This is a genomic window from Flavobacterium circumlabens, assembly GCF_004345565.1.
Lineage (GTDB): Bacteria > Bacteroidota > Bacteroidia > Flavobacteriales > Flavobacteriaceae > Flavobacterium > Flavobacterium circumlabens.
On sequence record NZ_SLWA01000003.1, the window covers coordinates 56,445 to 81,424 of the forward strand.

Below are 24,980 nucleotides of genomic sequence, written 5' to 3' on the forward strand. Positions count from 1 at the left end.
TTAGTATAAATGTATTACAAAATTTTAATTTAAAATACTGATTATTTGATATTTAACTATTGTTTAAAACTAAAGTTGAATTCAAAAAGAAACCCGACACGTTTTTAAAACTTGTCGGGTATGATTATTATTGTCAGGTTCGATATTTAATGGGGTAACTTATCTTTAAAGAAACCATAAACCCAGGTTCCAAAAATAGCACTTATCAAAGTAACAACAATTACGGTAACTCCAGTCCCGATTTGCGCAAACAAAGGTCCCGGGCAAGCTCCGGTCAATGCCCATCCAAACCCAAACAGTAAACCGCCATAGATTTGCCCTTTGCTGAAAGTCTTTGGCTGAATTTCAATTTTTTCACCCTGAAGGGTTTTAATATTGAATTTTTTAATCAACTGAACCGATATAATTCCAACTACAACTGCGCTTCCAATTACACCATACATAAAGAAGGATTGCAATTGAAACATTTCCTGAATGCGAAACCAGCTGATGATTTCGGCTTTTACGAATATGATTCCAAATAGAATTCCAACGAAAAGATACTTAAGATTTGAGAATCCGGAATCTTTTAATTGACTTCCGTTAATTCCTTCGGTATCGGTATTTTTATTTTCTAAATTATTCATTTTTAAAATTTTAAAGTGAAAGAATGTACGGCAAAATCAAATTGGCCATGATAAAACCGCCAATCATAAAACAGATTGTGGCTACCAGTGAAGGCCATTGTAAGTTTGAAATTCCCATAATTGCATGTCCACTTGTACATCCGCCAGCATAACGTGTTCCGAAACCCACTAGAAATCCACCAGCAACAATCATGATAAAGCCACGCAGTGTCAATAAGCTTTCCCATGAAAAAAGTTCTTTTGGCAGTAAACCGGAACGATCTGTGATTCCGTAACTGTTTAATTGCTCTGAAAGTTTGGCCGTAATTTCAACCGGATTTGGATTGGCTAAAAAATAAGCAGCAATAATACCGCCAAGGAAAATTCCGAAAACGAAAAATAAATTCCAGCTTTCTTTTTTCCAGTCGTATTTAAAAAAGGAGATGTTTGCCGGAATACAAGCCGCGCAAATATGACGCAATGACGAACTTATCCCGAACGATTTATTTCCTATAATTAACAAAATAGGGACTGTTAGCCCAATCAACGGACCCGAAACGTACCAGGGCCAAGGTTCTTTTATAATTTCTAGCATATTTTTAAGGTTCTAAGTTGTGTTAAAGGCTCAAAGGTACAAAGTAACAAAGGTCCAGAGGTAAAATCTTTGTTGCTTTGAGCCTTTGTATCTTTGTCCCTTTAAAAAATTATTTTAATACTTTACTCTGGCAAACAAAATCAGATTTTGGGATTTCAGTTTTCGAGATCGCCCCAAAACCACCTTCCACTTCTGAAAAATTTCTAAATCCACGTGCCTGCAATATAGAAGCCGCGATCATACTGCGGTAACCTCCGGCGCAGTGCAGGTAAAAATGTTCGTTTGGATTAATATCTTTTACCCAGTCATTAATATAAGCAAGCGGTTTGTTGTACGCTTCATCAATATGTTCTGCGGCGTATTCGGTTTCTTTACGAATGTCGATTACTTTGTCTTTTTCAGGTTTAAATTCAGTTGCAAATTGATCAGCGGTAATTCGGTTAACGGTATCAATTTCAAAGCCGGCTTGCTGCCAGGCTTCAAAACCACCTTCCAAATGCCCGATTATCGCATCAAAACCCACACGGCTTAAACGTGTTACGGTTTCCTCTTCAAGACCAGTTTCAGTAACCAATATAATAGGTTGCTTTACATTGGCGATTAAAGTTCCAACCCACGGAGCAAAATCCCCGTTGATTCCAATATTAATAGATTGCGGAATAAATCCTTTGCTAAAATCTGCAGCACTTCTGGTATCCAGGATCAAAGCACCGGTTTCTTCGGCTACAGCCTCAAATTCTTTGGCTTTTATCGTTTTCATTCCATTATGCAAAACCGATTCAAAGCTTTCGTAACCCTTTTTATTCATGGCCACATTCATGCTGAAATAGGCTGGAGGAGGTAACAATCCGTCAGTCACTTCGGTAATAAATTCAGCTTCGGTCATATTGGCACGCAAAGCGTAATTGGTCGCTTTTTGATTTCCGATAGTCGAAACGGTTTCCTTACTCATGTTTTTTCCGCAGGCGCTTCCGGCTCCGTGTGCAGGATATACGATCACATCATCGGCCAGAGTCATGATTTTATCCCTTAGCGAATGAAATAAAATTCCGGCCAGTTGGTCCTGTGTCATTCCGGCTGCTTTTTGTGCCAAATCCGGTCGTCCGACATCACCAATAAATAAAGTGTCTCCGGAGAAAATTGCATGGTCTTTTCCGTTTTCGTCGATCAGTAAATAGGTGGTGCTTTCCATCGTATGTCCAGGAGTGTGCAAGGCTTTAATCGTAATTTTTCCGATTTTAAATTCTTGTCCGTCTTTCGCGGAAATACAGTCAAATTCGCAGGCCGCATTGGGTCCGTAAACAATTGGGGCCTGAGTTTCTTTGCTTAAATCGATATGTCCGGAAACAAAATCAGCGTGGAAATGTGTTTCAAAAATATATTTCAATTGTACCTCGTCACGCTCTAAACGCTCTAAGTAAGGCTGAATTTCCCTTAAAGGATCAATAATTGCAGCCTCACCGTCTGAAGTTATATAGTAAGCACCCTGCGCAAGGCATCCGGTGTAAATTTGTTCTATTTTCATGATACGGATTCTAAAAATATGGGAATACAAAGGTAACCTAGTTTTTCTTTAAAATAAGTGACTAATGTTACAGAAATTTGATTTTTGTGTAAAAAGAGGGATTTCACCATATAAGTGGTGTAAGTTCATTTTAACTTAACGCAGATCTGGTGTTGTCTTAAATTTACTTACACCACTTGCATGGCGAAAAAAAAATCTACGTAATTTTACAACTGACGAAAATTATTGATATGAACACAGAAGACTTATTGAATCAAATCGCTTTTATAAAAGAGATTGATAAAGTAAAATATATTCAGCGAAAAACGAAATTGTTTAATAGCAACCGTAATGAAAACGATGCCGAACACAGCTGGCATCTGGCTTTAATGGCGATTGTTCTGGCTGAACATTCCAATGAGCCAATAGATATACTGAAAGTCGTTAAAATGGTTTTGATACACGATATTGTGGAAATTGACGCAGGAGATGTTTTTTTATACGATACACAAAAAAATCATGACAATACTGATGAGGAACGACTGGCCGCGAGTCGCATCTTTGGTTTGCTTCCTGAAAAACAAGCCAAAGCCTTCATTGAAATCTGGGAAGAATTTGAAGCCGGTGCAACCAACGAAGCAAAATTTGCAAAATCGATGGACAGACTGGAACCCTTATTACAGAATACTTCTAATAATGGAGGAACCTGGAAGGAGTTTGGCGTAGGGTATCAAAAGGTTTACGAAAAAAAGAGTGTGATAAAAGAAGGATCCCAAACTTTATGGACGTACGCCGAAGGATTAATAAATGAAAGTGTAGCAAAAGGAATTTTGAAAAAGGAGTAATATTCTACCCTATAAGTTAGGTAAGTTCATTTTAGCTTTACGCAAATTATTCGCTGTCTTAAATGAACTTACCTAACTTATAGGGTAAAGAATTTCTAGAGGTTTTAAAATCCTGAAAAGTTTAACAAATACAAACGGATAAACTTTTATTATTGGTCGGAAATTTGGGTTTTAATGGGTAAATTTGTGGGACTTCATAAATAAAATACCACTCATGGAAGAAATGCTTTTTTATGACCGAATGCAATTCGCCTTCACTATTACCTTTCACTATCTTTTTCCGCAACTTACAATGGGCCTTTCGCTGATCATTGTTTATTTCAAATGGAAATATTTAAAAACCCAAAACGAACAATACAATCACGCCACGCATTTCTGGATGAAAATCTTCGCCTTAAATTTTGCAATGGGTGTAGTGACCGGGATTCCAATGGAATTTCAGTTCGGAACCAACTGGGCCAAATTCTCCGAATTAACGGGAGGAATTATCGGTCAGACATTGGCGATGGAAGGCATGTTTTCGTTTTTCCTTGAATCTTCTTTTCTTGGAATTTTCTTATTTGGAGAAAAAATACTGGGACATAAATGGCACTTTGTAACCGGATTACTAATTATGATTGGCTCGTGGGCCAGTGGATTTTTAATCATTGCGACACATTCGTGGATGCAGAATCCGGTTGGATATGAAATTCTTGAAAACGGAAAATTTGTATTGAATAATTTTCAGGCTTTATTTTTAAATCCATGGTTGTGGCCTTCTTATCTTCACAATCAGGCCGCTTCTATGGTCACAAGTTCGTTTGTTGTAGCCGGAATTGGTGCTTTTTATATTTTAAGTCATAAGAATGTTTCTTTCGGAAGATTATTTTTGAAAACAGGAGTTGTTTTCGGATTGATTTCGAGCATTATTGTGGCAGTTCCAACGGGAGATTTACTGGCGAAAAACGTAGTGAAATATCAGCCTGTCACGTTTGCTGCAATGGAAGGGATTTTTCATACCGAGAAAAAAGGTTCTGAAATTGTTTTAATTGGTCAGCCTGATGTAAAAGACAAAAAACTGGATAATAAAATTGCCGTTCCAAATATTTTGAGTTTTCTAACGTATGGAAATTGGGAACAGGAAATAAAAGGATTGGATCAGTTTGAAGAAGAGGTGCATCCGACTAATATTTCCGGATTGTATTATGCGTATCATATTATGGTAGGATTGGGGACTTTGTTTATTGGTTTGATGGTTTTGGCACTTTTTCAGTTGATTCGGGGGAAATTATATCAGACGAAGTGGATTTTATGGTCGCTGATGTTTATGATGCCGTTCCCTTATATCGCCAATACTACTGGTTGGTATACCGCCGAATTAGGCAGACAACCCTGGCTGGTTTATAATTTATTGCGCACTTCTGCAGGAGCTTCGCCAACGGTTTCGTCCGGGAATACCTTATTTACTTTACTGGGATTTATAGGATTGTATCTTTTATTAGGAATGTTGTTTTTGCTTTTGATTGGAAAAATCATCAATAAAGGACCTCATAATGTTGAACTCAATACAGAAAAAATATAATTATGGAATTTTTTTGGTACGTTGTTTTAATGGGAATTCTGGCCGTTTATATTGTTTTGGACGGTTACGATTTTGGAGCGGGAATTATTCATTTATTTCTGGCTAAGACAGAGAAAGATAAAAAAGCAATTACAAGCGCTATTGGTCCGTTTTGGGATGCCAACGAAGTTTGGATTATCGCTGCCGGAGGTGTTTTGTTTTTTGCATTTCCGACGTTGTATGCTTCTTCTTTCAGCGGATTTTATCTGCCGTTGATTATGATTTTATGGCTGTTGATTTTTCGTGCTATCGGTTTAGAAATGCGCGGACAGGTGCATCACCCGATGTGGGAAACGATCTGGGACAAGGCTTTCGGAATCGCGAGTTTGCTTCTGGCATTGTTCTTCGGAATTGCTTTGGGAAATATCGTGCGCGGTGTCAATCTCGGAATGGTAACCAACGGTGTTTCAACACAGGAAGCACATTATTTCTTTTTGCCTTTGTGGAATCCAACTTTTAGTCCGCAAGCCAATGAATTGGGAATTATCGATTGGTTTACGTTGTTTCTTGGTATTGTGAGCGTGGTAGCTTTAACCATTCATGGCGCCAATTGGATTATTTTTAAAACCAATTCATCTTTGAATCCACAACTTAAAAATGTCGTTTTTAAACTGAATATTGTTTTATTGGTTTTGGTTTGTATTTCACTGCAAATTTGGCATTTTATTGAGCCGAAACCTTTTCATAATTTTGTAGAAAACCCGATTCTCTGGTTTTTCCCCCTAATGACTTTTGTCGGGATTTTAGGTTTGTTTAAAGTACGATCTTATAAAAAAGACGGACACGGTTTTATATTCTCGACTTTATTTCTCGTTGGCGGATTTGCATCCACAGCCGTTTCGATTTTTCCGAATGTTTTGCCTTCAACGAATAAAGTAAATCCTTCTTTAACCATTTACAATACTGCCGCCGGAGCCTACGGATTGAATGTGGGAATGAGCTGGTTTTTTGTCGCTTTGTTTTTGGTGATCGTTTACTTTATTGTTCAGTACCGTGTTTTTAGCGGGAAAATGGATGATGTTGGGTATGGAGAGCATTAAGTTGTTTTGTTTTTTTAGCAGCAAATTTCACAAATTTTCACGAATTAATTATATCAATAGCCGTGGGTTAAAACCCACGGCTATTCAATTTTATAGACTCGAAATTTCTAATTTACCCGAGTCTGCGTTAGGGATAGAAGCGATATCCTTTTTGTTTTTTCTTTAAAAACAAAAAGATATAGCGGATAGCCCGTTCGCCGCGGCGAAAACACCCAAAAAATACAAATCCGTTTACTCTCAGGAATAAACGGATTTTTTAGTTTTGATCTTTTAATCGCATTTTTGTCATTCCTCTGAATGACAATGATTGAGGTTATTTTATGTGATTTTTAGTTTGCATCTTTGTTAAGTTTTCATCTTTGCCTAAGATTACTTTATAACGAGACAAGATAATCTGCTAAATCTGCGGGGAGAAAAAAACTTAAAACAAAACCTCCTTAGTAATAATATAAAATCCCATCACCAGAACAAACCACCCAAAAATTGGTTTTAGTTTGGCACCGTCAATTTTTTTGGAAAGCTGGCTTCCGATTAGCATTCCAAGAAGTGCCATTGCAGAAACGCCTAATAAAAACGGGTAATTTATCGGAGTGCCAATGTACAAATCACCTCCAAAACCTATCGATGAATTGATGGCGATGATTAATAATGAAGTTCCAACAGCTTGTTTCATAGGTAAATTGGCGAAAAATAGCAGGGCAGGAATGATCAGAAATCCTCCGCCGGCACCCAGAAATCCAGTTATGATTCCGACTATGAAACCTATTAAACTTAATTGTGTATAATTGGTTTCGGTAGCCTTTATTTCGGGTTTGTTTTTTCGAATCATCGAAATCGCTGCTGTAATCATTAAAACCGAAAAGACAATCATAATCAGAAAATCTTTTGAAACCGAATACGAAGCGATAGAAAATAAAGTCGAAGCAATTTGAGGAAATATAACTTCGCGGATAATCAAAATCGAAATCACAGACGGAATCGCGAAATACAATGCCGATTTGAGTTTTAGATTTCCCATTTTGTAATGGCTGTAACTTCCGGACATAGCGGTCAGTCCAACAATAAATAAAGAATAAGAAGTAGCCTGCTCGGGATTTACTTTGAATAAATAGACCAAAATCGGGATGGTCAGTATAGATCCTCCACCCCCGATTAAGCCTAGTGATATTCCGATGATGATTGAAGCAAAATATCCTAAATATTCCATTGCATGTTTTTATGCAAAGGTGCTTCGTTAAATAGAAACTTACAGTAACATTTATCACACAAGGCTATTTTTGCCACAGATTAAAAGATTATTGGATTGTTTTGCACACTGATTTTACGGATAGGACAGATTTACACTGGTTTTTTTGAGTTAGTATTATCTTTTTTTAATATTTTACAGATAAAGAAAAATCAATATAATCTTTTAATCTGTGGCAACCCGTTTTATCCGTAAAATCCGTGGACAAAAAACTATTTCAAAAGCTCGATTTGATTGCGGTTGAGTTTGACCATACCGCGCTGTTCCATTTTTTTGAGTAATCTGGAAACTACTTCTCTCGAGGTGTTTAGTTCTGTTGCAATTTCCTGATGTGATAGTTTCACTTCATCACATCCGCAGGCATCGGAATGTCTTTTGAGGTAAAACTCCAAACGTTCGTCCATAGAGCGAAAGGCAATATTGTCAACCACTTCCAAAACTTCTTCAAAGCGGCTACGGTAGGTATCGATTACGAATTCGTACCAGGATCTGTGTTCCATCATCCATTTGTCCATCATCTGCAGCGGAATCATCATCACCGAAACATCTTCGACCACTTTGGCCATAATTTGACTTTTTTCGCTTTTGGCGGTACAAATCATCGAAATGGCGCAGGCTTGTCCCGGTTGCAGGTAATACATTAGAAATTCGCCGCCATCTTCGCCTTCGCGATAAATTTTGATTTTCCCTTTGGTGATTAAAACCGTGTTTTTAATGTATTGCCCGGTTCGCATCAAAATGGTTCCGGCTTCAAAATTCTGCAGGCTTCCGTTTTCCTCAATTGTAGAGATAAGTTCGCTGGAGAAATTGGGAAATATATTTTTAAGTAACTTTTGCATGGTTTGATTATTTATTGGGCACGGATTTTAAGGTTTGAACGAATTTCCACAACTAAAAACTAGTTTAATCCGTAGTTGTTTTTTGCGTTGACCCGAGCGATAGCGAACAGGCCAATCAATTACACGAATTAACACGAATCAATTAGTGAGAATTTGTGTAATTCGTGGCTACTTTTTTAATCATTCTAATCTATTAATCTGTGGCTAAAAAAATTTACGACTAATAATTTCACGATTCAGTATGAATTAATTCAGCCTTATTTGTGGCAGCCATTTTTTATCAAATTAAAATTAAAACATCTAAATTTATACAAAGATAGCAGATTGAATTGGTATTAATTGCCGGAAAACTATTTTTAGAAGGTATTTAGGCAAATGAAAAAATCCTATTTTCTATCGATTTTATAGACTGTATTTTTGAAAATAGTGAGTAAATTTGTAATTCACTGATTATAATCCTTTCTCTAAAACGTTTTCTGAGAATAATAATCGAAATCGCATTTGGTACGTTTTTAATTAATAGAAACGTCGTAATTTTACAAAAAACACATTTATTATGAATTTATCACAAGAAGATTGGGTTGCCCAACTAGCTGCTGACGAGAATGCAGTTATACTTGACGTAAGAACTCAGGACGAGTTTAATGACGGTTATATCGAAAATGCCGTTAATATTGACATTAATAAAGGACAAGGTTTTATTTACGAAATCGAAGAATTAGATAAAAACAAAAATTATTACGTGTACTGCCGTTCCGGAGCCAGAAGTGCGAAAGCATGTCAGGTTATGAACGAGTTAGGAATCGAAAATGCCTATAATTTATTAGGCGGAATCCTTGACTGGGAAGGCGAAACCGTAAATCCATAAAAAAATGAAGAGGCCTTAAAAAGCCTCTTTTTCTTTTCAATGCTATTAATAACCAAATTATAAATTACCGGATTATGAGTTTAATACCCGAAGAATTTCAGATTAAAACCCTCATCAATCAAGATACTTATCTTGTAAATGGGGAACTAAAACAATGGACAGGCCAGACCACACCTGTTTTTTCTACCATTTCATCTACAGAAAAATATGCGCCAACTGTATTAGGTTCCATTCCGTTTATGGGAGAAAAAGAAGCAGCTGAAGTAGTTGAGGCTGCCAATGGTGCCTATAATAAAGGTCAGGGCTTATGGCCAACGATGAAAGTGGCTGACCGCATTAAATGCATGGAAAATTTCGTAAGACAAATGAAGGATACCCGTGAAGAAGTGGTAAAACTTTTAATGTGGGAAATTGGAAAAAACCTTGGCGATTCGCAAAAAGAATTTGACAGAACAGTAGAATATATTCAGGATACGATTGACAGTTATAAGGAATTAAACGGACGCAGTTCGCATTTTGAAAAAGTACAAGGCGTAAATGCCATGATTCGCCGCGGACCTCTGGGGGTTGTATTGTGCCTTGGACCTTACAATTATCCCTTAAACGAAACTTTTTCATTGTTGATTCCGGCTTTAATTATGGGTAACACCGTTATTTTTAAACCTGCAAAACATGGCGTTTTATGTATTTCACCATTATTACATGCTTTTAGAAGTAGTTTTCCTAAAGGTGTTATTAATATTGTTTATGGCAGAGGCCGCGAAATTGCATCTCCAATCATGAAATCAGGAAAAATTGATGTTTTGGCATTAATTGGAAACAGTAAATCAGCAATAGCCTTGCAGGATCAGCATCCCAATAAAAACAGGTTACGTCTGATTTTAGGTCTGGAAGCTAAAAACCCGGCAATTATTTTACCGGATGCCGATTTAGATCTGGCTATTCAGGAATGTATTGCAGGAACTTTATCCTTCAACGGTCAGCGTTGTACAGCATTAAAAGTTTTGTATGTACACGAATCTATTGCAGAAGAATTTAACAGACGTTTTTCTGAAAAAGTAGACGGATTGTTGTTTGGAAATCCATGGGAAAAAGGAGTTTCACTAACACCGCTTCCTGAAGCAGATAAACCAAAATATATACAGGGTCTAATTGATGATGCAACTTCAAAAGGAGCAAAAATCCTCAACGAAAAAGGAGGAAAACATACCGATAATTATATTTTTCCTGCCGTTTTATTTCCTGTAGATAAAAAAATGAGAGTATATCATGAAGAGCAATTTGGACCGGTAGTGCCAATTATTTCTTTTAAGCATATTGATGAGCCTCTTGATGATATGGCCGAATCCAATTACGGACAACAAGTAAGTTTGTTCGGAAAAGATATTAAAACCCTGGCACCACTTATCGATTCTTTGGTAAACTTGGTTTGCAGGGTAAACCTGAACAGTTCCTGCCAGAGAGGTCCGGATGCATTTCCATTTACAGGTCGTAAAGATTCTGCTGTAGGGACTTTAAGTATTCCGGATGCTTTGCGTTCTTTCTCTATTCGTACGTTTGTGGCTTCAAAAGATATCGCTTATAATAATGAAATTCTGCAGGAATTGCTTAACAGCAAAGAATCGAATTTCATTAATACCGATTATATTTTGTAGTTATTAAGGTTATATATTAATTGTAGATCACCGTCTTTTTCTTTTTTGAAAAGGGCGGTTTTTTTTTAAAAGTTACTGGGATTTTAAGATGCTGAGGTTCTAAGTTTTTTATGCGACTTCGTTACTCTGCGATAAATTGAAACCCAAACTTAAAAATATCTTAGATAATTGTAACTTTAGGCAAAAAAGGACAACTAATATTTATAATAACTATTAAATAAACCAAATTCTCAAAACCACTTATGAAAAAAAATATACTAATTGGCTTTCTGTTTTTAATTCAATATAGCTTTTCACAAGAGCTTTATATGCCCAGAAATATTAAAGAAGCTTACGAAAAAGGAACTCGTTCTAAAGATGGTAAACCCGGAAAAAAATACTGGCAAAATCATGGTAAGTATACGATTGACCTTACTGTAAATGCAGTTACCAAAGTAGTTAGCGGAACAGAAACTATCGTCTATGAAAATAACAGCCCTGATACTTTAAGAAATTTACCAATCCGCTTTGTAAATAATCTTCACAAGCCATCATCACCACGCAGTGGAACTGTCAACGATGATTTTTTAAGTGAAGGATTAACCATCACTTTATTGAAAGTGGAAGGTGAAGTTTATAAAGAAGATGCCAGAAGCTGGGGTACGGTAGGGAGTGTAAAACTTAAAAAAGCGGTTGCCCCGCATTCAAAAATTACAATCAATATCGACTGGAATTACCCTTTATCTAAAGAAAGCGGAAGAGAAGGACAAATTGACAATTCTACTTTCTTTGTGGCTTACAGTTATCCAAGAGTAACCGTTTTTGATGATTATAACGGATGGGACAGATTGCCACATACCGATCGTCAGGAGTTTTACAATGATTTTAATGACTATACGTATTCGGTAAAAGCACCTAAAAATTATGTAGTTTATGGTACCGGAGATTTATTAAATCCTGATGAAGTTTTACAGCCTGAATTTTCAGCACGTTTGAAAAAATCGTATGTAACCGATGAAGTGCTTCATATTGCCAACGAGCAGGAAATGAAAAGTGGTGCAGTAACCAAACAAAACGACTGGAATACCTGGAAATTTGAAGCTAAAAACATTTCAGATGTATGTTTCGGATTGAGTGATCATTATTTATGGGATGCCAGCAGCGTTTTAGTAGATAAAAAAACAAATCGCCGCGCCAGTGTTCAGGCGGCTTATGATGTAAAAGGGACTGATTTTGTAGCTTCCGTAAAAAACAATCAATATGCCTTAGACTGGTTTTCGAACAATTGGCCGGGAGTTCCGTATCCTTTTTCTAAAATGACCGCTTTTCAGGGATTTGCCGATATGGAATACCCAATGATGTGTAATGATTCGCAAATGGGTGATCCTGTTTTTGCACAATTAGTACAAGACCACGAAGTGGCTCATACTTATTTTCCTTTTTATATGGGAATCAACGAAACACGTTACGCTTTTATGGATGAAGGCTGGGCTACCACCTTCGAATATCTAATTGGAACGGCAGAACACGGAAAAGAAGCAGCAGATAAATTTTACAAACAATTTAGAGTGGCACAATACATAAATGATCCTTCAACGGAAGAAGATCAGCCTATTATCTCCATGTCTACGCAGGTTTCAGGACCGGGTTACGGAAATAATTCATACGGTAAAGCTTCTCTGTCTTATATTGCCTTAAAAGATATGTTGGGTGATGATTTGTTCAAAAAATCATTACACGCTTACATGGACAACTGGAATGGGAAACACCCAATTCCGTGGGATTATTTTAATTCAATAAATACTGCTTCAGGGAAAAACCTGAACTGGTTCTTTAATAATTGGTTTTTTACGAATAATTATATTGACCTTTCTGTTAAGAGTGCGGATGCCAAAGCTATTTCGGTAGAAAATGTGGGTGGCTTTGCGATTCCGTTTGAGGTGAATATTGTTTATGCAGACGATACCAAAGAATCCCTGCATCAGACTCCTGCTATTTGGGAAAAGAATCAAAAACTGGCGACAATTACTTTAAAAAGTAAAAAGCAAATTAAAGAAATCACGGTTGATAATGGTATTTTTCTGGATGCTACACCCGCTAATAATACCTGGAAAAGCAAATAATTAAATTTAAAAAGTCCCTTTAGTTAAGGGACTTTTTTTTAAATTAGACCTGCCTTTAAAAAGAATTAATTTTAAAAATTAAAACTAATTTAAAATGTCCGGAGAAAAAGAGCTGCAAAAATTGCTTCAAAGCATGAAGCCGGAGCTAAATCAGGGTGAATTTGTTTTTTGTAAAATGGAAGAAGTTGGGACTGTAAATCTGGAAGAAATAGAAATGTTATTCCGCGAAAAAGAAGCTGTCACCTTAATTTTAAAAAAGGAAACAGCCGATAAACTGAAGCTGGAATATTCCGTTATTATGTCCTGGATAACCCTTACGGTTCATTCCTCACTGGAAGCAGTCGGTTTAACGGCGGCATTTTCAACGGCACTTTCAGAAAAAGGGATTAGTTGTAATGTGGTGGCGGCATTTTATCACGACCACATTTTTATTGCTAAAAAAGATGCCGATAAAGCAATGGAAGTTTTGAATACATTTTCAAATTAGTATGGAAATTAGAGCAATTAAAGCTTCGGAAACCTGGAAGATCAGGCATGAAGTAATGTGGCCTGAGCAGCCTTTTGAATTTGTACAACTGGCCGAAGATAATCTAGGATTGCATTTTGGTGTTTTTATAGAGGGAAAACTGGTTTCGATAGTTTCCTGTTTTATTACTGATGATGAAATGCAGTTTCGAAAATTAGCCACTTTACAGGAATATCAGGGAAAAGGAATTGCTTCTGAACTATTGAATTTTGTTCTAAAACTGGCAAAAGAAAAAGGATTGAAAAAAGTCTGGTGCAATGCCAGAAGCAATAAAAAAACATTTTATGAGAAATTTGGAATGTCAGATACGCATAAAATTTTTACAAAAGCAGGAAAAAATTTTACGATAATGACTATTTTATTTTAGAACAAGTACCTGAAAAACAATACCTCGAAGTTTTTGAATATTCTGTTTTTAAACTACTGATTTATAATTTGATATTTATTTACGACACCTTTTTTTTATTGATTTCACAATGTTGTAATCCGAGTCTTTTCAAGCGGTAAACACCAAATTTATAAATTTCAGAAGAGAATAAAAAAATGAAAACGTTTTCGTTTCTTTCAACTTGTTAAGACTTTCTTATTTTATTTTTTTTATTCCAATCTTTTATTACTTTCGCACTCAAATGAGAAAGTTAATAGTATTTTTAGTATTCATGAATTTCCTTCTGCTGGGCGGAGGGCAATATCTTAATGCTGAAACTCAACATAACGCCGCTCATCACAATCTTGAGAAAAGACACCGCGTAAAATTCACGAATCAGGATCAGGGCAATTCAGTAATTGAAGATGCCGATGTAGATCTTGACGAAGAATGTCTTGGTAATGATACTCTTAAAGATGGACTTTTAAATAAATTTTTTACAACCAATTATAGTTTAGTCGCTAAACTCTATTTGACATTCTCTCGTCAGATCGTTGTAAATTCTTATAGTCGTTTTGAATTTTTAGCGCCATCTTGTGGCGAGTCAAATCCTATTTATATTACTCAGAGAGTTTTAAGAATCTGATTCTATTTATACATCGGTTACCAATAAGCGTGATCATGCATAAGTGCGGACTGTATTTTTAAAATACTTTTTCATTCTACGTTTCACGTTTTATTCTGGCGACTGATTATATTCTCAGACCGGGAAAGTTTCTATTCCCAATTTCAATCGCTTAATTTCCATTTATTATACCATGAAAAGAATTGTCGTGTTAACGGGCTTATATGCCTTGTTGTGCCTTACCAGTTGTACATCAAAAAAAGAAGAAAAAGAAGAAGCTGAAAAATTTACAGTAACCAATCCTGTAAAAATTGATACTTCGTTTACCAAACAATATGTTTCGCAGATCAAATCTGTCCGAAATATTGAAATCCGTGCTCAGGAAAAAGGATTCCTGCAAAATATTTATGTTGATGAAGGTCAGTTTGTAAAAGCGGGTCAGCTTTTGTTCCGAATTATGCCCAATATGTATCAGGCTGAATTGCTAAAAGCACAGGCTGAACAAAAATCAGTAGAAATTGAACTGCAGAATGCTAAATTACTGGCCGATAAAAATATCGTTTCCAAAAACGAATTAAGTGTGGCTCAGGCCAAATTGCAATCGGCAAAAGCTGAGGTTGCATTAGCAAAACTTCATTTATCATTTACCGAAATCAGAGCTCCGTTTGACGGAACTATTGACAGGATTCCATTAAAACTGGGAAGTCTTATTGACGAAGGTGAATTAATGACAAGCCTTTCCGACAACAGTCAGATGTTTGCTTATTTCAATGTTTCAGAACCCGAATACCTGCAATATCAAACCGATATAAAAGATCGTGCAGAAACTAAAGTAGGTTTGGTTTTAGCTAACGGAGAAACGTTTAAATACAAAGGTAATGTTGAAGTAATCGAAAGTGAATTTAACAACGAAACAGGAAATATCGCTTTCAGAGCAAGATTTCCCAATACAGGTAAATTACTTAGAAATGGTGAAACCGGACAGGTTCAAATGCTTGTGCCTCTTAGAAATGCTATCGTAATTCCACAAAAAGCAACTTATGAAATCCAGGACAAAAAGTACGTTTTTGTAGTGGATAAAAACAATAAAGTAAGTTCAAAAGAAATTACGATTACAGGTGAAATTCCGGATTTATATGTCGTAAGCAGCGGACTTACTGAAAATGATAAAATTTTACTTGAAGGAGTTCAGAAAGTAAGAGACAACGACAAAATTAAATATGAATTCCAATCCCCTAAAGAGGTACTGAATCATTTGCGCCTTAAAGCAGAGTAAGTAGGAGTAGTCAGTGTCAGTTTACGGTATTTAGTAATGTGCAATTGGAATTTCACATTTCACAATCTACTAGTTTACATTTCACAGTCTACAATGTTTTACTCCATTTGGTTTAATCATTAAAAAAATATAAAAATGTTTAATAAATTTATTCAAAGACCTGTACTGTCGATAGTGATATCGCTGATCATTGTCTTTTTAGGGATATTGTCGGTATTGAATTTACCGATCACCCAATTCCCATCCATTTCGCCGCCAATGGTAAACGTTACGGCAGATTACCCGGGATCTAATGGTGAATTGATGATCAAATCGGTTGTTATTCCGTTGGAAAGAGCCTTAAATGGAGTTCCCGGAATGAAATACATGACTTCTGATGCAGGAAATGACGGTGAAGCAAGTATTCAGGTCGTATTTAATCTTGGTACAGATCCAAATCAGGCTGCGATTAACGTTCAGAACCGTGTGGCTTCGGTTACAAACAAACTACCTCCGTTGGTAGTTAGAGAAGGTGTAAAGATCACCCGTGAGGTTCCGAGTATGCTGATGTATGTGAATCTTTACAGTACGGATCCAAATACCGACATGAAGTTCTTGTACAACTATGCAGATATCAATGTATTATCTGAGTTGAAAAGGGTAAATGGTATCGGATCCGGAGATATTTTAGGAACACGTGAATATGCCATGCGTATCTGGTTGAAACCGGATCGTATGTTAGCTTATAAAATATCTGCCGATGAGGTAATGGAGGCATTGTCAAGCCAAAGTTTGGAAGCTTCGCCTGGTAAAACAGGAGAAAGTTCCGGTAAAAGATCTCAGGCATTCGAATACGTATTGAAATATTCCGGACGTTTTACAACCAAAGAACAATATGAGAATATTGTAGTACGATCTAACAGTAACGGAGAACTTTTACGTCTGAAAGATGTTGCCAAAGTTGAATTTGGAAGTTCGATGTACGATATTTATTCCAACTTAAATGGTAAGCCATCTGCTGCTATTGTATTGAAACAATCTTTTGGAAGTAATGCCAATCAGGTTATTGAAGACGTAAAAGCCAAACTGGAAAAAATCAAGCAAAAATTCCCAAAAGGAATGGATTATGAAATTTCTTATGACGTTTCTAAATTCTTAGATGCTTCTATTGAAAAAGTAATTCACACTTTGGTTGAAGCTTTTATCCTGGTAGGATTGGTGGTATTTCTTTTCTTAGGTGACTGGCGTTCTACGATTATTCCGGCAATTGCGGTACCGGTTTCCCTGATCGGAACGTTTATTTTTATGACATTCTTTGATATTTCATTGAACTTAATTACTTTATTTGCCATGGTTTTGGCCATTGGAGTCGTCGTCGATGATGCGATTGTAGTTATTGAAGCCGTTCACGCCAAGATGGAGGAAGAACATCTTTCGCCACTTAAAGCAACTAAAAAAGCGATGCATGAAATTGCAGGAGCTATTATTGCGATTACCTTCCTGATGGCTGCGGTATTTATTCCGGTTGCCTTTATGTCTGGTCCTGTGGGAGTTTTTTACAGACAGTTTTCCATTACAATGGCAACAGCGATTATACTTTCCGGTATTGTGGCTTTGACGCTGACACCGGCACTTTGTGCAATGATGCTGAAAAATAATCACGGTAAACCTAAAAAACAAACCCCTGTAAACAGATTTATAGATGGCTTTAACAACAAGTTTAACCTGGCACAAGGGAAATACCAAAATGTATTAGCTAAAATCGTAAACAGAAGAGCTGTTACCATTATCGCACTTTTAGGTTTTTGCGCAGGAACATGGCTGATCAGTAGTACCGTTCCTTCCGGATTTATTCCGAATGAGGATCAGGGTATGTTTTATGCTATTATCCAGACACCTCCGGGTTCATCATTGGAAAGAACCAATAATATAGCAGAAAAATTACAGAAAATAGCCGAAACAGTAGAAGGAGTAAAGTCCGTTTCGTCTCTGGCAGGTTATGAAATTTTGACGGAAGGTACGGGATCGAATGCGGGGACCTGTCTGATCAACCTTAAAGACTGGAATGACAGAAAGCAATCGGTACAGGAAATTATGACGGAACTGGAAGAAAAATCGAAAGATATTCCTGGTGCCAATATCGAATTTTTCCAACCGCCTGCAGTACCGGGATATGGAGCAGCAGGAGGATTTGAACTTCGTTTGCTGGATAAAACAGGTTCCGGTGATTACAGAAAAATGGAAACGATCAATAATGAGTTTGTAAGAGAACTGAACAAACGCAAGGAACTATCGAATGTCTTTAGTTTCTTTAGTGCCAGTTTCCCGCAATACATGATGAAAGTAGACAATGATCTGGCGCAGCAAAAAGGAATTTCTATCGAAAATGCGATGAATACCCTGTCTACTCTTGTGGGAAGTAACTACGAAATTAGTTTCATCAAATACGGAATCAATTATAAAGTAATCGTTCAGGCAGCTCCGGAATATCGTGCACAGCCGGATGATATTTTAAAACTTTACGTAAAAAATAATCGTGATGAAATGGTGCCTTTTTCTGCCTTTATGAAATTAGAAAAAGTATACGGTCTTTCAGAGATTACGAGACATAATATGTATACTTCTACTGAAATTAGTGGTGGTGCTGCTCCGGGATACAGTAGTGGTACAGCGATTAAAGTGATTCAGGAAGTAGCTGCCGAAAAATTACCAAGGGGTTATGACATTGACTGGGCAGGTATTTCTGCCGATGAGGTAGCACAAGGAAATCAGGCCATTTGGGTATTCTTGATTTGTTTAGGATTTGTGTACCTGGTTTTAGCAGCGCAATACGAAAGTTTTATTCTGCCATTATCGGTTATTCTTTCTTTACCGGCCGGTATTTTTGGAGCCTTCCTTTTGTTAAAATTAACAGGATTAGAGAATAATATTTATGCTCAGGTTGCGATGGTAATGCTTATTGGTCTGCTTGGTAAAAATGCCGTATTAATTGTAGAGTTTGCCATACAAAGGCATGCTGCAGGAAAAACGGTTTTAGAAGCAGCTATGGAAGGTGCAAAAGCAAGGTTCCGTCCTATTTTGATGACTTCATTTGCTTTTATAGCCGGATTACTGCCACTGGCTTTTGCTTCAGGTCCGGGTAAAATTGGTAATAGAACTATTGGTACAGCAGCTGCCGGAGGTATGCTTGTAGGAACCATTTGCGGAGTATTTGTTATTCCTGGATTGTATTACATTTTTGCAAAAATATCAGAGAAACACAAACTGGTAAAAAATGAAGAAGAGAATCCATTAACAGAAGAAATTAATGATAATCATGTATAAATTCAAGTTACAATATAGTATTGCGTTAGGTCTTTGTCTTGCAGCTGTGAGCTGCAAGGCTCCACAGGCCACAACCGAAGCGCCAAACAAAGCAGTTGTTCCTGAAGCTTACACCAATAGCAAGGATACAACAAATATGGCTGCTCTTCCGTGGCATGATTTCTTTAAAGATCAAAATCTGGTCAATCTGATCGATACGGCCCTGAAAAATAATCAGGAATTAATGATCACTTTGCAGGAAATTGAAATCGCAAAGAATGACGTTCGTATAAAAAAAGGCGCTTATTTGCCAACGGTCGGTATCAGAGCCGGTGCAGGAGTAGAGAAAGTAGGCAGATATACAAGCCAGGGCGCAGGTGATGCTACCACTGAAATTAAACCCGGTAAAGAAACACCGGACCCGCTTGGGGATTTTGTTGTAGCGGCTTATGCTAACTGGGAAGTAGATATCTGGAAAAAACTGCGTAATTCCAAGAAAGCAGCAGTAAGCAGGTATTTATCAACCGTAGAAGGAAAAAACTTTGTAGTTACAAACCTGATCGCTGAAATTGCCAATTCGTATTACGAGTTATTGGCGCTTGACAGTCAGTTAGAGATTGTAAAACAAAATATAGAATTACAATCCAATGCTTTAGAAATCGTAAAGATTCAGAAACAGGCAGCCAGAGCAACCGAATTGGGTGTTCAGAAATTCCAGGCTGAGGTTATGGATTCTAAAAGCAAAGAGTTTGAAATTCTTCAGCAAATAAAAGAAGCGGAAAACAGAATTAACTTTTTGGTGGGTCAATATCCACAGGAAATTAAGCGAGATAGAAACAACTTTTTAAGTTTGTTGCCATTAACTGTTAATTCTGGGATCCCTTCTCAATTATTACAGAATCGTCCTGATATTAAACAGGCAGAAATGGAGCTTACAGCTGCAAAACTGGATGTAAAAGTAGCTCGTGCAGAATTTTATCCTTCATTGGATATTTCGGCTGCAGTAGGAGTAAATGCTTTTAATCCTTCGTACCTGTTGACATTTCCGGAATCGCTTTTGTATTCCTTAGCTGGTGATTTGGCGGCACCGCTAATTAACAGAAATGCAATCAAAGCAGAGTTCAGTAATGCCAATGCAAGACAGCTTCAGGCCTTGTACAATTATGATCGTGTGGTTTTGAATGCGTATATCGAAGTTTCAAACGAACTTTCCAGGATTAGTAATTTAGAAAAAAGCTACGATTTAAAATCACAACAAGTAGCGGCTTTAAACACATCAATCGATGTTTCTAACGACTTGTTTAAATCTGCAAGAGTAGATTATTTCGAAGTGCTGATGACACAGCGTGATGCTTTGGAATCTAAATTAGAATTGATAGAAACGAAAAAAGACCAATTGAATGCTGCAGTCAATGTTTATAAAGACTTAGGCGGTGGTTGGAAATAAAAATTGTTATTAAGTTGTAGATTAAAACCTTTCGAGAGTTCGCTTTCGGAAGGTTTTTTATTTTAAATTAAGATGTAGTATTGGTCTTCAGTAGATTTTTTAGATTACTGTTTAGGTAGATTTCTCCGAATTAAAAAGGTATTTGGTCACCAGAGTAAAGAAAACCAGTACGTTCAGCGTAGTAGAACCAATTAACGTTATAATGATTTCGTCAGATAGATTTAGTTTGCCGAGACCTTTCCACATCAGGATAAAAAAGATACAGATACACCAGATGCAGGTAAAAGAAAAGATATATTCTGCATAACGTTTTCTTTCCAGCATGTTCTGATTTGAGTTTTGTAAATCTGATTGGTGTTTTTCATAAGAAATAAACTCAGAAATAGATACTGAACTCGTTGGCGCATTAGTGACATCGCTTATAAGACCGCCTAAATTAAAACCTCTTGCCATTATTCGCTGATTGGTTTATTAACAAATTTCTCGAAATAGCTGCTCATTAAGTCGTTGGATATTTCTTTTTCATTATTTCTTTTCGCTTCCGTCCACGGAGACTCAGGAAGGTGAGTCCAGTTTGATAATTGTATGGCATTAAGATTTTTGGCTACTTCCAGAGCGAATTCTATAACGTCATCGGTAGCTTTGTCCAGTTCTTTATTTTGATTAAGAGAATAACTCAACGGAATTTTTTTTATGGCTGAGTTGCCATATTCTTTAAATTCGAGATAAACGTTTTTGATAACCGGACCGTAAGGCCAGACTTCAATAGGTTCCTGAATTAATGGAATGCCATTTTTGGCAAGATATAAACCATTGGCAATGAACAAAAGTTTTTGCAGGGACATATTAGAAATCTCAATGTCCTGTTCTTTTGCCCGTTTTAGAATTTCTCCGGATAAAAATAATGCTGACTGTGCCATTTCTAAAAATTTAGTTCAACAAATATAGCGTATATAATCGATACAGCTATAATTAGTATAAAAAATCCCACAAATATAAACGATTTTCATCTGAAATCAAAATTTTTAATAAATCAGGTATTCCGGCGCAGTTGAGCTTGTCTTTAATGTGATTTACCAGTGTTTAAAAATTTCCAAATCCAAAAAACATCTTTCTAAATTCTGTTGGATTTACGCCTCTGTGTTTTTTGAACATATTATTGAAATGGCTTTTATCGGTAAAACCAAATTCCGCTGAAATTTCATTAATACGCATGTCGGTATTCAACAGGCGGTTTTCAATTAATTTAAGCTTATAATTGGTCTGATATTCCTGTAATGTCTCATTGGTGTGTTTGCGGAAAAAACGGGCCAGATACGTCTCGGAAATTCCAAATTTATTACTGATATGAAATCCTTTTAGTTTTTCCGGATCATAAATATTCGCCTGTACGTATTGCAAAATGCGAACGACTTTCTGATCACTGTGATCGTTGATTTTTTCTGGAAGGCTCATCATTATGTTTCGTGCAATGATGACCAGCAAAGTTTTAATGTAATGTGAAAGCAATTCGGTGTGATACAATGCTCTTTTGCTGTGTTCCCTGATGATGGCTTCCATAATGGGTTGAACAATAATAGTGTCCTCTTCATTTTTGATAACACAACCCGGTTCGTGTGAAGCATTTTTAAGTATTATTTCAATTCGCTGCAATAATTCCTGTTGATAAGCTCCGCTTAAGTAGTAATTATTAAATCGGATAAAGAATAATTGTGTGGGCTCTTCAAAATCAAAACGGTGCAGATCGTCGGGAGTCAGCAAAAACAAATCACCTGATTTGTAGGGAAGTTTATTGTTGTTAATGTGTTGTATTCCGCTGCCTTCTACTATGTAGGCCAGTTCAAAAAAACTGTGCATGTGTCCGCCTCTTGGGCATTCTTCGGTTAAATCTTTCAGAACCAGCTCATAGGGTTCATGCAATACATCGTTTGTCATAACAAAAAAAATACACTTTTAGAACATGATTTTACAACAATTTACAGTCAAATATTGCAGAATTTTGCAATAGAAATTTTTAATAATAACAATATTACAAAATATAAAAACAGGAAAGCACTTATCCCTGAAGAATTTAGATCCGATTTTCAGATTAAAGAAATAGACAAACCCATACCGGCAAACGAAGAAGTTCTAGTGCGAATAAAAGCCATTGGAATCAATACGCTGGATAGAACTTTTAAGATTTTCCTTGAAAATATTGAACAAGTAGATTTGAGTCTTGAAAATCATTCTTTAAAAAACAGGGCAATTGTCCTGATTTGATTTCTGATAAAAGAAGAGGAAAAGAATTTATACTCTTTTCCTCTTTTATATTTTTATTTGCTTTGCGCTAAAAAATCACGAAACCACAATCCGGATTGTTTAATGGTTCTTTTCTGAGTTTCAAAATCAATATGGATAAGTCCGAATCTGGCGTTATATCCTTCAGCCCATTCAAAATTATCGGTGAGGCTCCAGACAAAATAACCATCAACATTATACCCGTCTTTTTTGGCTTTCAGCAATTGTTCCAAGTGATCGCGAATATATTGTGTACGACGGATATCATATACTTTTCCGTTTTTGACTTCATCAGGAAAAGCAGCTCCATTTTCTGTAATGATAATTTTCTTTATGTTTTTGTATGCATTAAATCTTTTGATCGTATGATACAGAGCAGGAGGGTAGACTTCCCAGCCCATTTCGGTAGAGATTACATTTCTTTTTTCTGCACTTACCAGCTCAGCGCCAATATACGGAGTAAGTAAAGAGGCTTTTACGATTTCCCTGGTGTAACATTGTAAACCAATAAAATCGAAATCAAAAGCCATATTATTTAGATCATCGTCCAGAATATAATTGTTGAGTTTTTTAAGAACCGACAAATCATTCTTCGGATATCCAAGTCCTAAGATAGGTTCTATAAAAGTCCTGTTGAGTAAAGTATCGACACGTTTTGCGGCTTCAACATCTTTAGGTCTCTCTGTTTCCGGTTCGATATGCGTACAGGAGAATGTAGTACCTATATTTGCCCCGGAAACATGCTCTCGTAAAATTTTTGCACCCGCAGCTGTAGATAAGGTCACGTGGTGCATGGCTTTAAGATAATTGGTCAGGCCTTTTCTTCCCGGTGCATGAATTCCCAGAAAATATCCCGCTCCTGTAAAGACAGACGGTTCATTGATCACCATCCAGTTTTTTACCCGGTCACCGAAGTGTTGTGCGCAAACTTCTGTGTATGCCGAAAACCAGGAAACCGATTCTCGATTGGTCCAGCCTCCTTTTTCTTCTAAAGCATGCGGTAAATCCCAATGATAAAGCGTAACCCAGGGTTCGATATTACATTCTAATAAAAAATCGATGATTTTGTTATAGTGATCAATACCGGATTGGTTTACAGGATGTATTCCGGTTGGCATAATTCGGGGCCAGCTGATAGAAAATCTAAAGTTGGGAATGTTTAATTCACGAATTAATTCAATGTCATTCTTGTAATAATTATAGAAATCACAGGCTGAAAGGGCATGATCACCATTTTTTATTTTACCTTTTTTCGAGGTAAAAACATCCCAGATAGAAGCTCCTTTACCATCTGCGTCGTGTGCTCCTTCAATTTGAAAAGCGGCAGTGGAAACTCCCCACAGGAAATCCTCTCCAAATTGTTCTTTATTTAAAAGTGCGTTTTCTGTTTTATTCATTTAAGTACTGCTTTCCTTTTATGATGTGAGTATATTAATGAAGGAAAGTAGATTGCATAGCTCTTAGAAAAAGCCATTCTTTAAATGAAACTAAAAAATTTAAGCTGAAGAATCTCATGATAATTTGTTTTGATCAAATTAATAAAACAGATGTGAATTAACAGTAACGTAAAGGTTATGAAATAGTTAACTGTTTTTTTTGTTTAAGAATAACGAAAATGAGTAGAGAAATTACATTTGAATAAAACCTGATGATAATGTAAAGTTTCATCTTAAAATTATCTTAAAACATAAATTATGTAATTAAATCGAAAAATTGTAGAACATTCTTCAAGTTGTTTCCTGTTAATTTTGCCTTTATAACAAACAAATAATTAAACAAATCAGATCATGAAAAATTTAAAACAAATATTATTCGTAGTAGCTTTAGGCTTAGGTATGTTTGCAACATCTTGCAGTAACGATGATAATGAAGGAGAAACTATTGTTCCTATTCAGGGAAAATACAACCTTAGTCAGCAAGGTATTGTTGTAGACGGTAAAGAACAATTGGTTGATGCTATTGAAAACGCAAGTGGTTGTAACAGAGATTACTTAGATTTAAGAGTAAGTAACGCAGCAGTAGAAGGTGATTATGACGGTTCTAATTGTGCCTTAGTAGAAACTACAGGAACTTACGTAAGATCTCATAATGATTTGACTCTTACTTTCGGTGGTGTAAGTACGACTTCAGATATCATGAATCTTACCAACAAAGAATTAAAAATAAAAGATAAAGCTACAGGTGTAATTACAGTTTATACCAGATAGTAAAAAACTTTAGTTCAAAACCTGATCTTTATGGATTGGGATTAAAGCGGAAACAACTTCATAAGTTGTTT

23 protein-coding genes are annotated in these 24,980 nt (G+C 36.4%); 14 read left to right on the forward strand and 9 right to left on the reverse strand.

Going from position 1 to position 24,980, the window contains the following annotated elements:
* Positions 1–146 precede the first annotated feature (146 nt).
* The 3 genes from EV142_RS08610 to EV142_RS08620 form a co-directional block, all read right to left on the reverse strand.
* Positions 147–626 (reverse strand): DUF6691 family protein, encoded by a 480-nt coding sequence (locus EV142_RS08610; RefSeq protein ID WP_132034532.1) that lies wholly within the window; start codon positions 624–626, stop codon positions 147–149.
* 10 nt (positions 627–636) lie between these two features.
* Entirely contained in the window at positions 637–1,200 is a 564-nt protein-coding gene (locus EV142_RS08615) for a YeeE/YedE family protein (RefSeq protein ID WP_132034534.1), read from the reverse strand.
* A 109-nt stretch (positions 1,201–1,309) separates the two neighbouring features.
* Positions 1,310–2,725 (reverse strand): MBL fold metallo-hydrolase, encoded by a 1,416-nt coding sequence (locus tag EV142_RS08620; RefSeq protein ID WP_132034536.1) that lies wholly within the window; start codon positions 2,723–2,725, stop codon positions 1,310–1,312.
* Positions 2,726–2,955: 230 nt separating this feature from the next.
* Between EV142_RS08620 and EV142_RS08625 the strand changes: the two genes are divergently transcribed.
* From EV142_RS08625 to cydB, 3 genes are all read left to right on the forward strand, one after another.
* Entirely contained in the window at positions 2,956–3,549 is a 594-nt protein-coding gene (locus EV142_RS08625; protein WP_132034538.1) for an HD domain-containing protein, read from the forward strand.
* A gap of 214 nt (positions 3,550–3,763) precedes the next feature.
* Positions 3,764–5,110 carry a cytochrome ubiquinol oxidase subunit I gene (locus EV142_RS08630; protein WP_132034540.1) on the forward strand — a complete coding sequence of 449 codons (1,347 nt, stop codon included), beginning with the start codon at positions 3,764–3,766 and terminating at the stop codon, positions 5,108–5,110.
* A gap of 2 nt (positions 5,111–5,112) precedes the next feature.
* The gene (gene cydB, locus EV142_RS08635) at positions 5,113–6,189 is read left to right on the forward strand and encodes a cytochrome d ubiquinol oxidase subunit II (protein WP_132034542.1); all 1,077 of its coding nucleotides are present in this window, start codon (positions 5,113–5,115) and stop codon (positions 6,187–6,189) included.
* Positions 6,190–6,610: 421 nt separating this feature from the next.
* Here the strand turns inward: cydB and EV142_RS08640 are convergent, their stop codons facing one another.
* Together EV142_RS08640 and EV142_RS08645 are read right to left on the reverse strand one after the other, a co-directional pair.
* Positions 6,611–7,396: a sulfite exporter TauE/SafE family protein gene (locus EV142_RS08640; RefSeq protein WP_132034544.1), complete on the reverse strand. Its 786-nt coding sequence runs from the start codon at positions 7,394–7,396 to the stop codon at positions 6,611–6,613.
* A 251-nt stretch (positions 7,397–7,647) separates the two neighbouring features.
* The gene (locus EV142_RS08645; RefSeq protein ID WP_132034546.1) at positions 7,648–8,274 is read right to left on the reverse strand and encodes a Crp/Fnr family transcriptional regulator; all 627 of its coding nucleotides are present in this window, start codon (positions 8,272–8,274) and stop codon (positions 7,648–7,650) included.
* Positions 8,275–8,830: 556 nt separating this feature from the next.
* On the opposite strand from EV142_RS08645, the gene EV142_RS08650 reads away from it, so the two are divergent.
* From EV142_RS08650 to EV142_RS08690, 9 genes are all read left to right on the forward strand, one after another.
* A complete protein-coding gene (locus tag EV142_RS08650; RefSeq protein ID WP_127339532.1) occupies positions 8,831–9,142 on the forward strand; it encodes a rhodanese-like domain-containing protein in 312 nt (103 codons plus the stop codon).
* A 74-nt stretch (positions 9,143–9,216) separates the two neighbouring features.
* A complete protein-coding gene (locus tag EV142_RS08655) occupies positions 9,217–10,797 on the forward strand; it encodes an NADP-dependent glyceraldehyde-3-phosphate dehydrogenase (protein ID WP_132034548.1) in 1,581 nt (526 codons plus the stop codon).
* A gap of 242 nt (positions 10,798–11,039) precedes the next feature.
* Entirely contained in the window at positions 11,040–12,899 is a 1,860-nt protein-coding gene (locus tag EV142_RS08660) for a M1 family metallopeptidase (protein ID WP_132034550.1), read from the forward strand.
* A gap of 94 nt (positions 12,900–12,993) precedes the next feature.
* Positions 12,994–13,386, forward strand: coding sequence for an ACT domain-containing protein (locus EV142_RS08665; RefSeq protein ID WP_132034552.1), 393 nt, complete (start codon positions 12,994–12,996; stop codon positions 13,384–13,386).
* A 1-nt stretch (position 13,387) separates the two neighbouring features.
* Positions 13,388–13,792 (forward strand): GNAT family N-acetyltransferase, encoded by a 405-nt coding sequence (locus tag EV142_RS08670; RefSeq protein WP_132034554.1) that lies wholly within the window; start codon positions 13,388–13,390, stop codon positions 13,790–13,792.
* A 262-nt stretch (positions 13,793–14,054) separates the two neighbouring features.
* Positions 14,055–14,438 carry a hypothetical protein gene (locus tag EV142_RS08675; RefSeq protein WP_132034556.1) on the forward strand — a complete coding sequence of 128 codons (384 nt, stop codon included), beginning with the start codon at positions 14,055–14,057 and terminating at the stop codon, positions 14,436–14,438.
* A gap of 172 nt (positions 14,439–14,610) precedes the next feature.
* A complete protein-coding gene (locus tag EV142_RS08680) occupies positions 14,611–15,693 on the forward strand; it encodes an efflux RND transporter periplasmic adaptor subunit (RefSeq protein WP_132034558.1) in 1,083 nt (360 codons plus the stop codon).
* A gap of 135 nt (positions 15,694–15,828) precedes the next feature.
* Positions 15,829–18,996: an efflux RND transporter permease subunit gene (locus tag EV142_RS08685; RefSeq protein ID WP_132034560.1), complete on the forward strand. Its 3,168-nt coding sequence runs from the start codon at positions 15,829–15,831 to the stop codon at positions 18,994–18,996.
* Positions 18,989–20,422, forward strand: a complete 1,434-nt coding sequence (locus EV142_RS08690; protein ID WP_132034562.1) for a TolC family protein — start codon at positions 18,989–18,991, stop codon at positions 20,420–20,422. The genes EV142_RS08685 and EV142_RS08690 overlap by 8 nt, the downstream gene beginning before the upstream one ends.
* Positions 20,423–20,533: 111 nt before the next feature.
* On the opposite strand, the gene EV142_RS08695 is transcribed toward EV142_RS08690, so the two are convergent.
* From EV142_RS08695 to EV142_RS08705, 3 genes are all read right to left on the reverse strand, one after another.
* Positions 20,534–20,875, reverse strand: coding sequence for a hypothetical protein (locus EV142_RS08695; RefSeq protein ID WP_132034564.1), 342 nt, complete (start codon positions 20,873–20,875; stop codon positions 20,534–20,536).
* Positions 20,875–21,342, reverse strand: coding sequence for a Panacea domain-containing protein (locus EV142_RS08700; RefSeq protein ID WP_132034566.1), 468 nt, complete (start codon positions 21,340–21,342; stop codon positions 20,875–20,877). Before EV142_RS08700 ends, EV142_RS08695 begins: the two co-directional genes overlap by 1 nt.
* A gap of 163 nt (positions 21,343–21,505) precedes the next feature.
* On the reverse strand, positions 21,506–22,357 hold the full coding sequence (locus EV142_RS08705; RefSeq protein ID WP_132034568.1) for a helix-turn-helix domain-containing protein: 852 nt from the start codon (positions 22,355–22,357) through the stop codon (positions 21,506–21,508).
* Positions 22,358–22,411: 54 nt separating this feature from the next.
* Here EV142_RS08705 and EV142_RS08710 point away from each other — a divergent pair, with 54 nt between their 5' ends.
* Positions 22,412–22,684, forward strand: a complete 273-nt coding sequence (locus EV142_RS08710) for a hypothetical protein (RefSeq protein ID WP_132034570.1) — start codon at positions 22,412–22,414, stop codon at positions 22,682–22,684.
* Positions 22,685–22,737: 53 nt separating this feature from the next.
* Here the strand turns inward: EV142_RS08710 and EV142_RS08715 are convergent, their stop codons facing one another.
* Positions 22,738–24,099, reverse strand: coding sequence for a GH1 family beta-glucosidase (locus EV142_RS08715; RefSeq protein WP_132034572.1), 1,362 nt, complete (start codon positions 24,097–24,099; stop codon positions 22,738–22,740).
* 390 nt (positions 24,100–24,489) lie between these two features.
* On the opposite strand from EV142_RS08715, the gene EV142_RS08720 reads away from it, so the two are divergent.
* Positions 24,490–24,909 (forward strand): lipocalin-like domain-containing protein, encoded by a 420-nt coding sequence (locus EV142_RS08720; protein WP_132034574.1) that lies wholly within the window; start codon positions 24,490–24,492, stop codon positions 24,907–24,909.
* Positions 24,910–24,980: the final 71 nt, after the last annotated feature.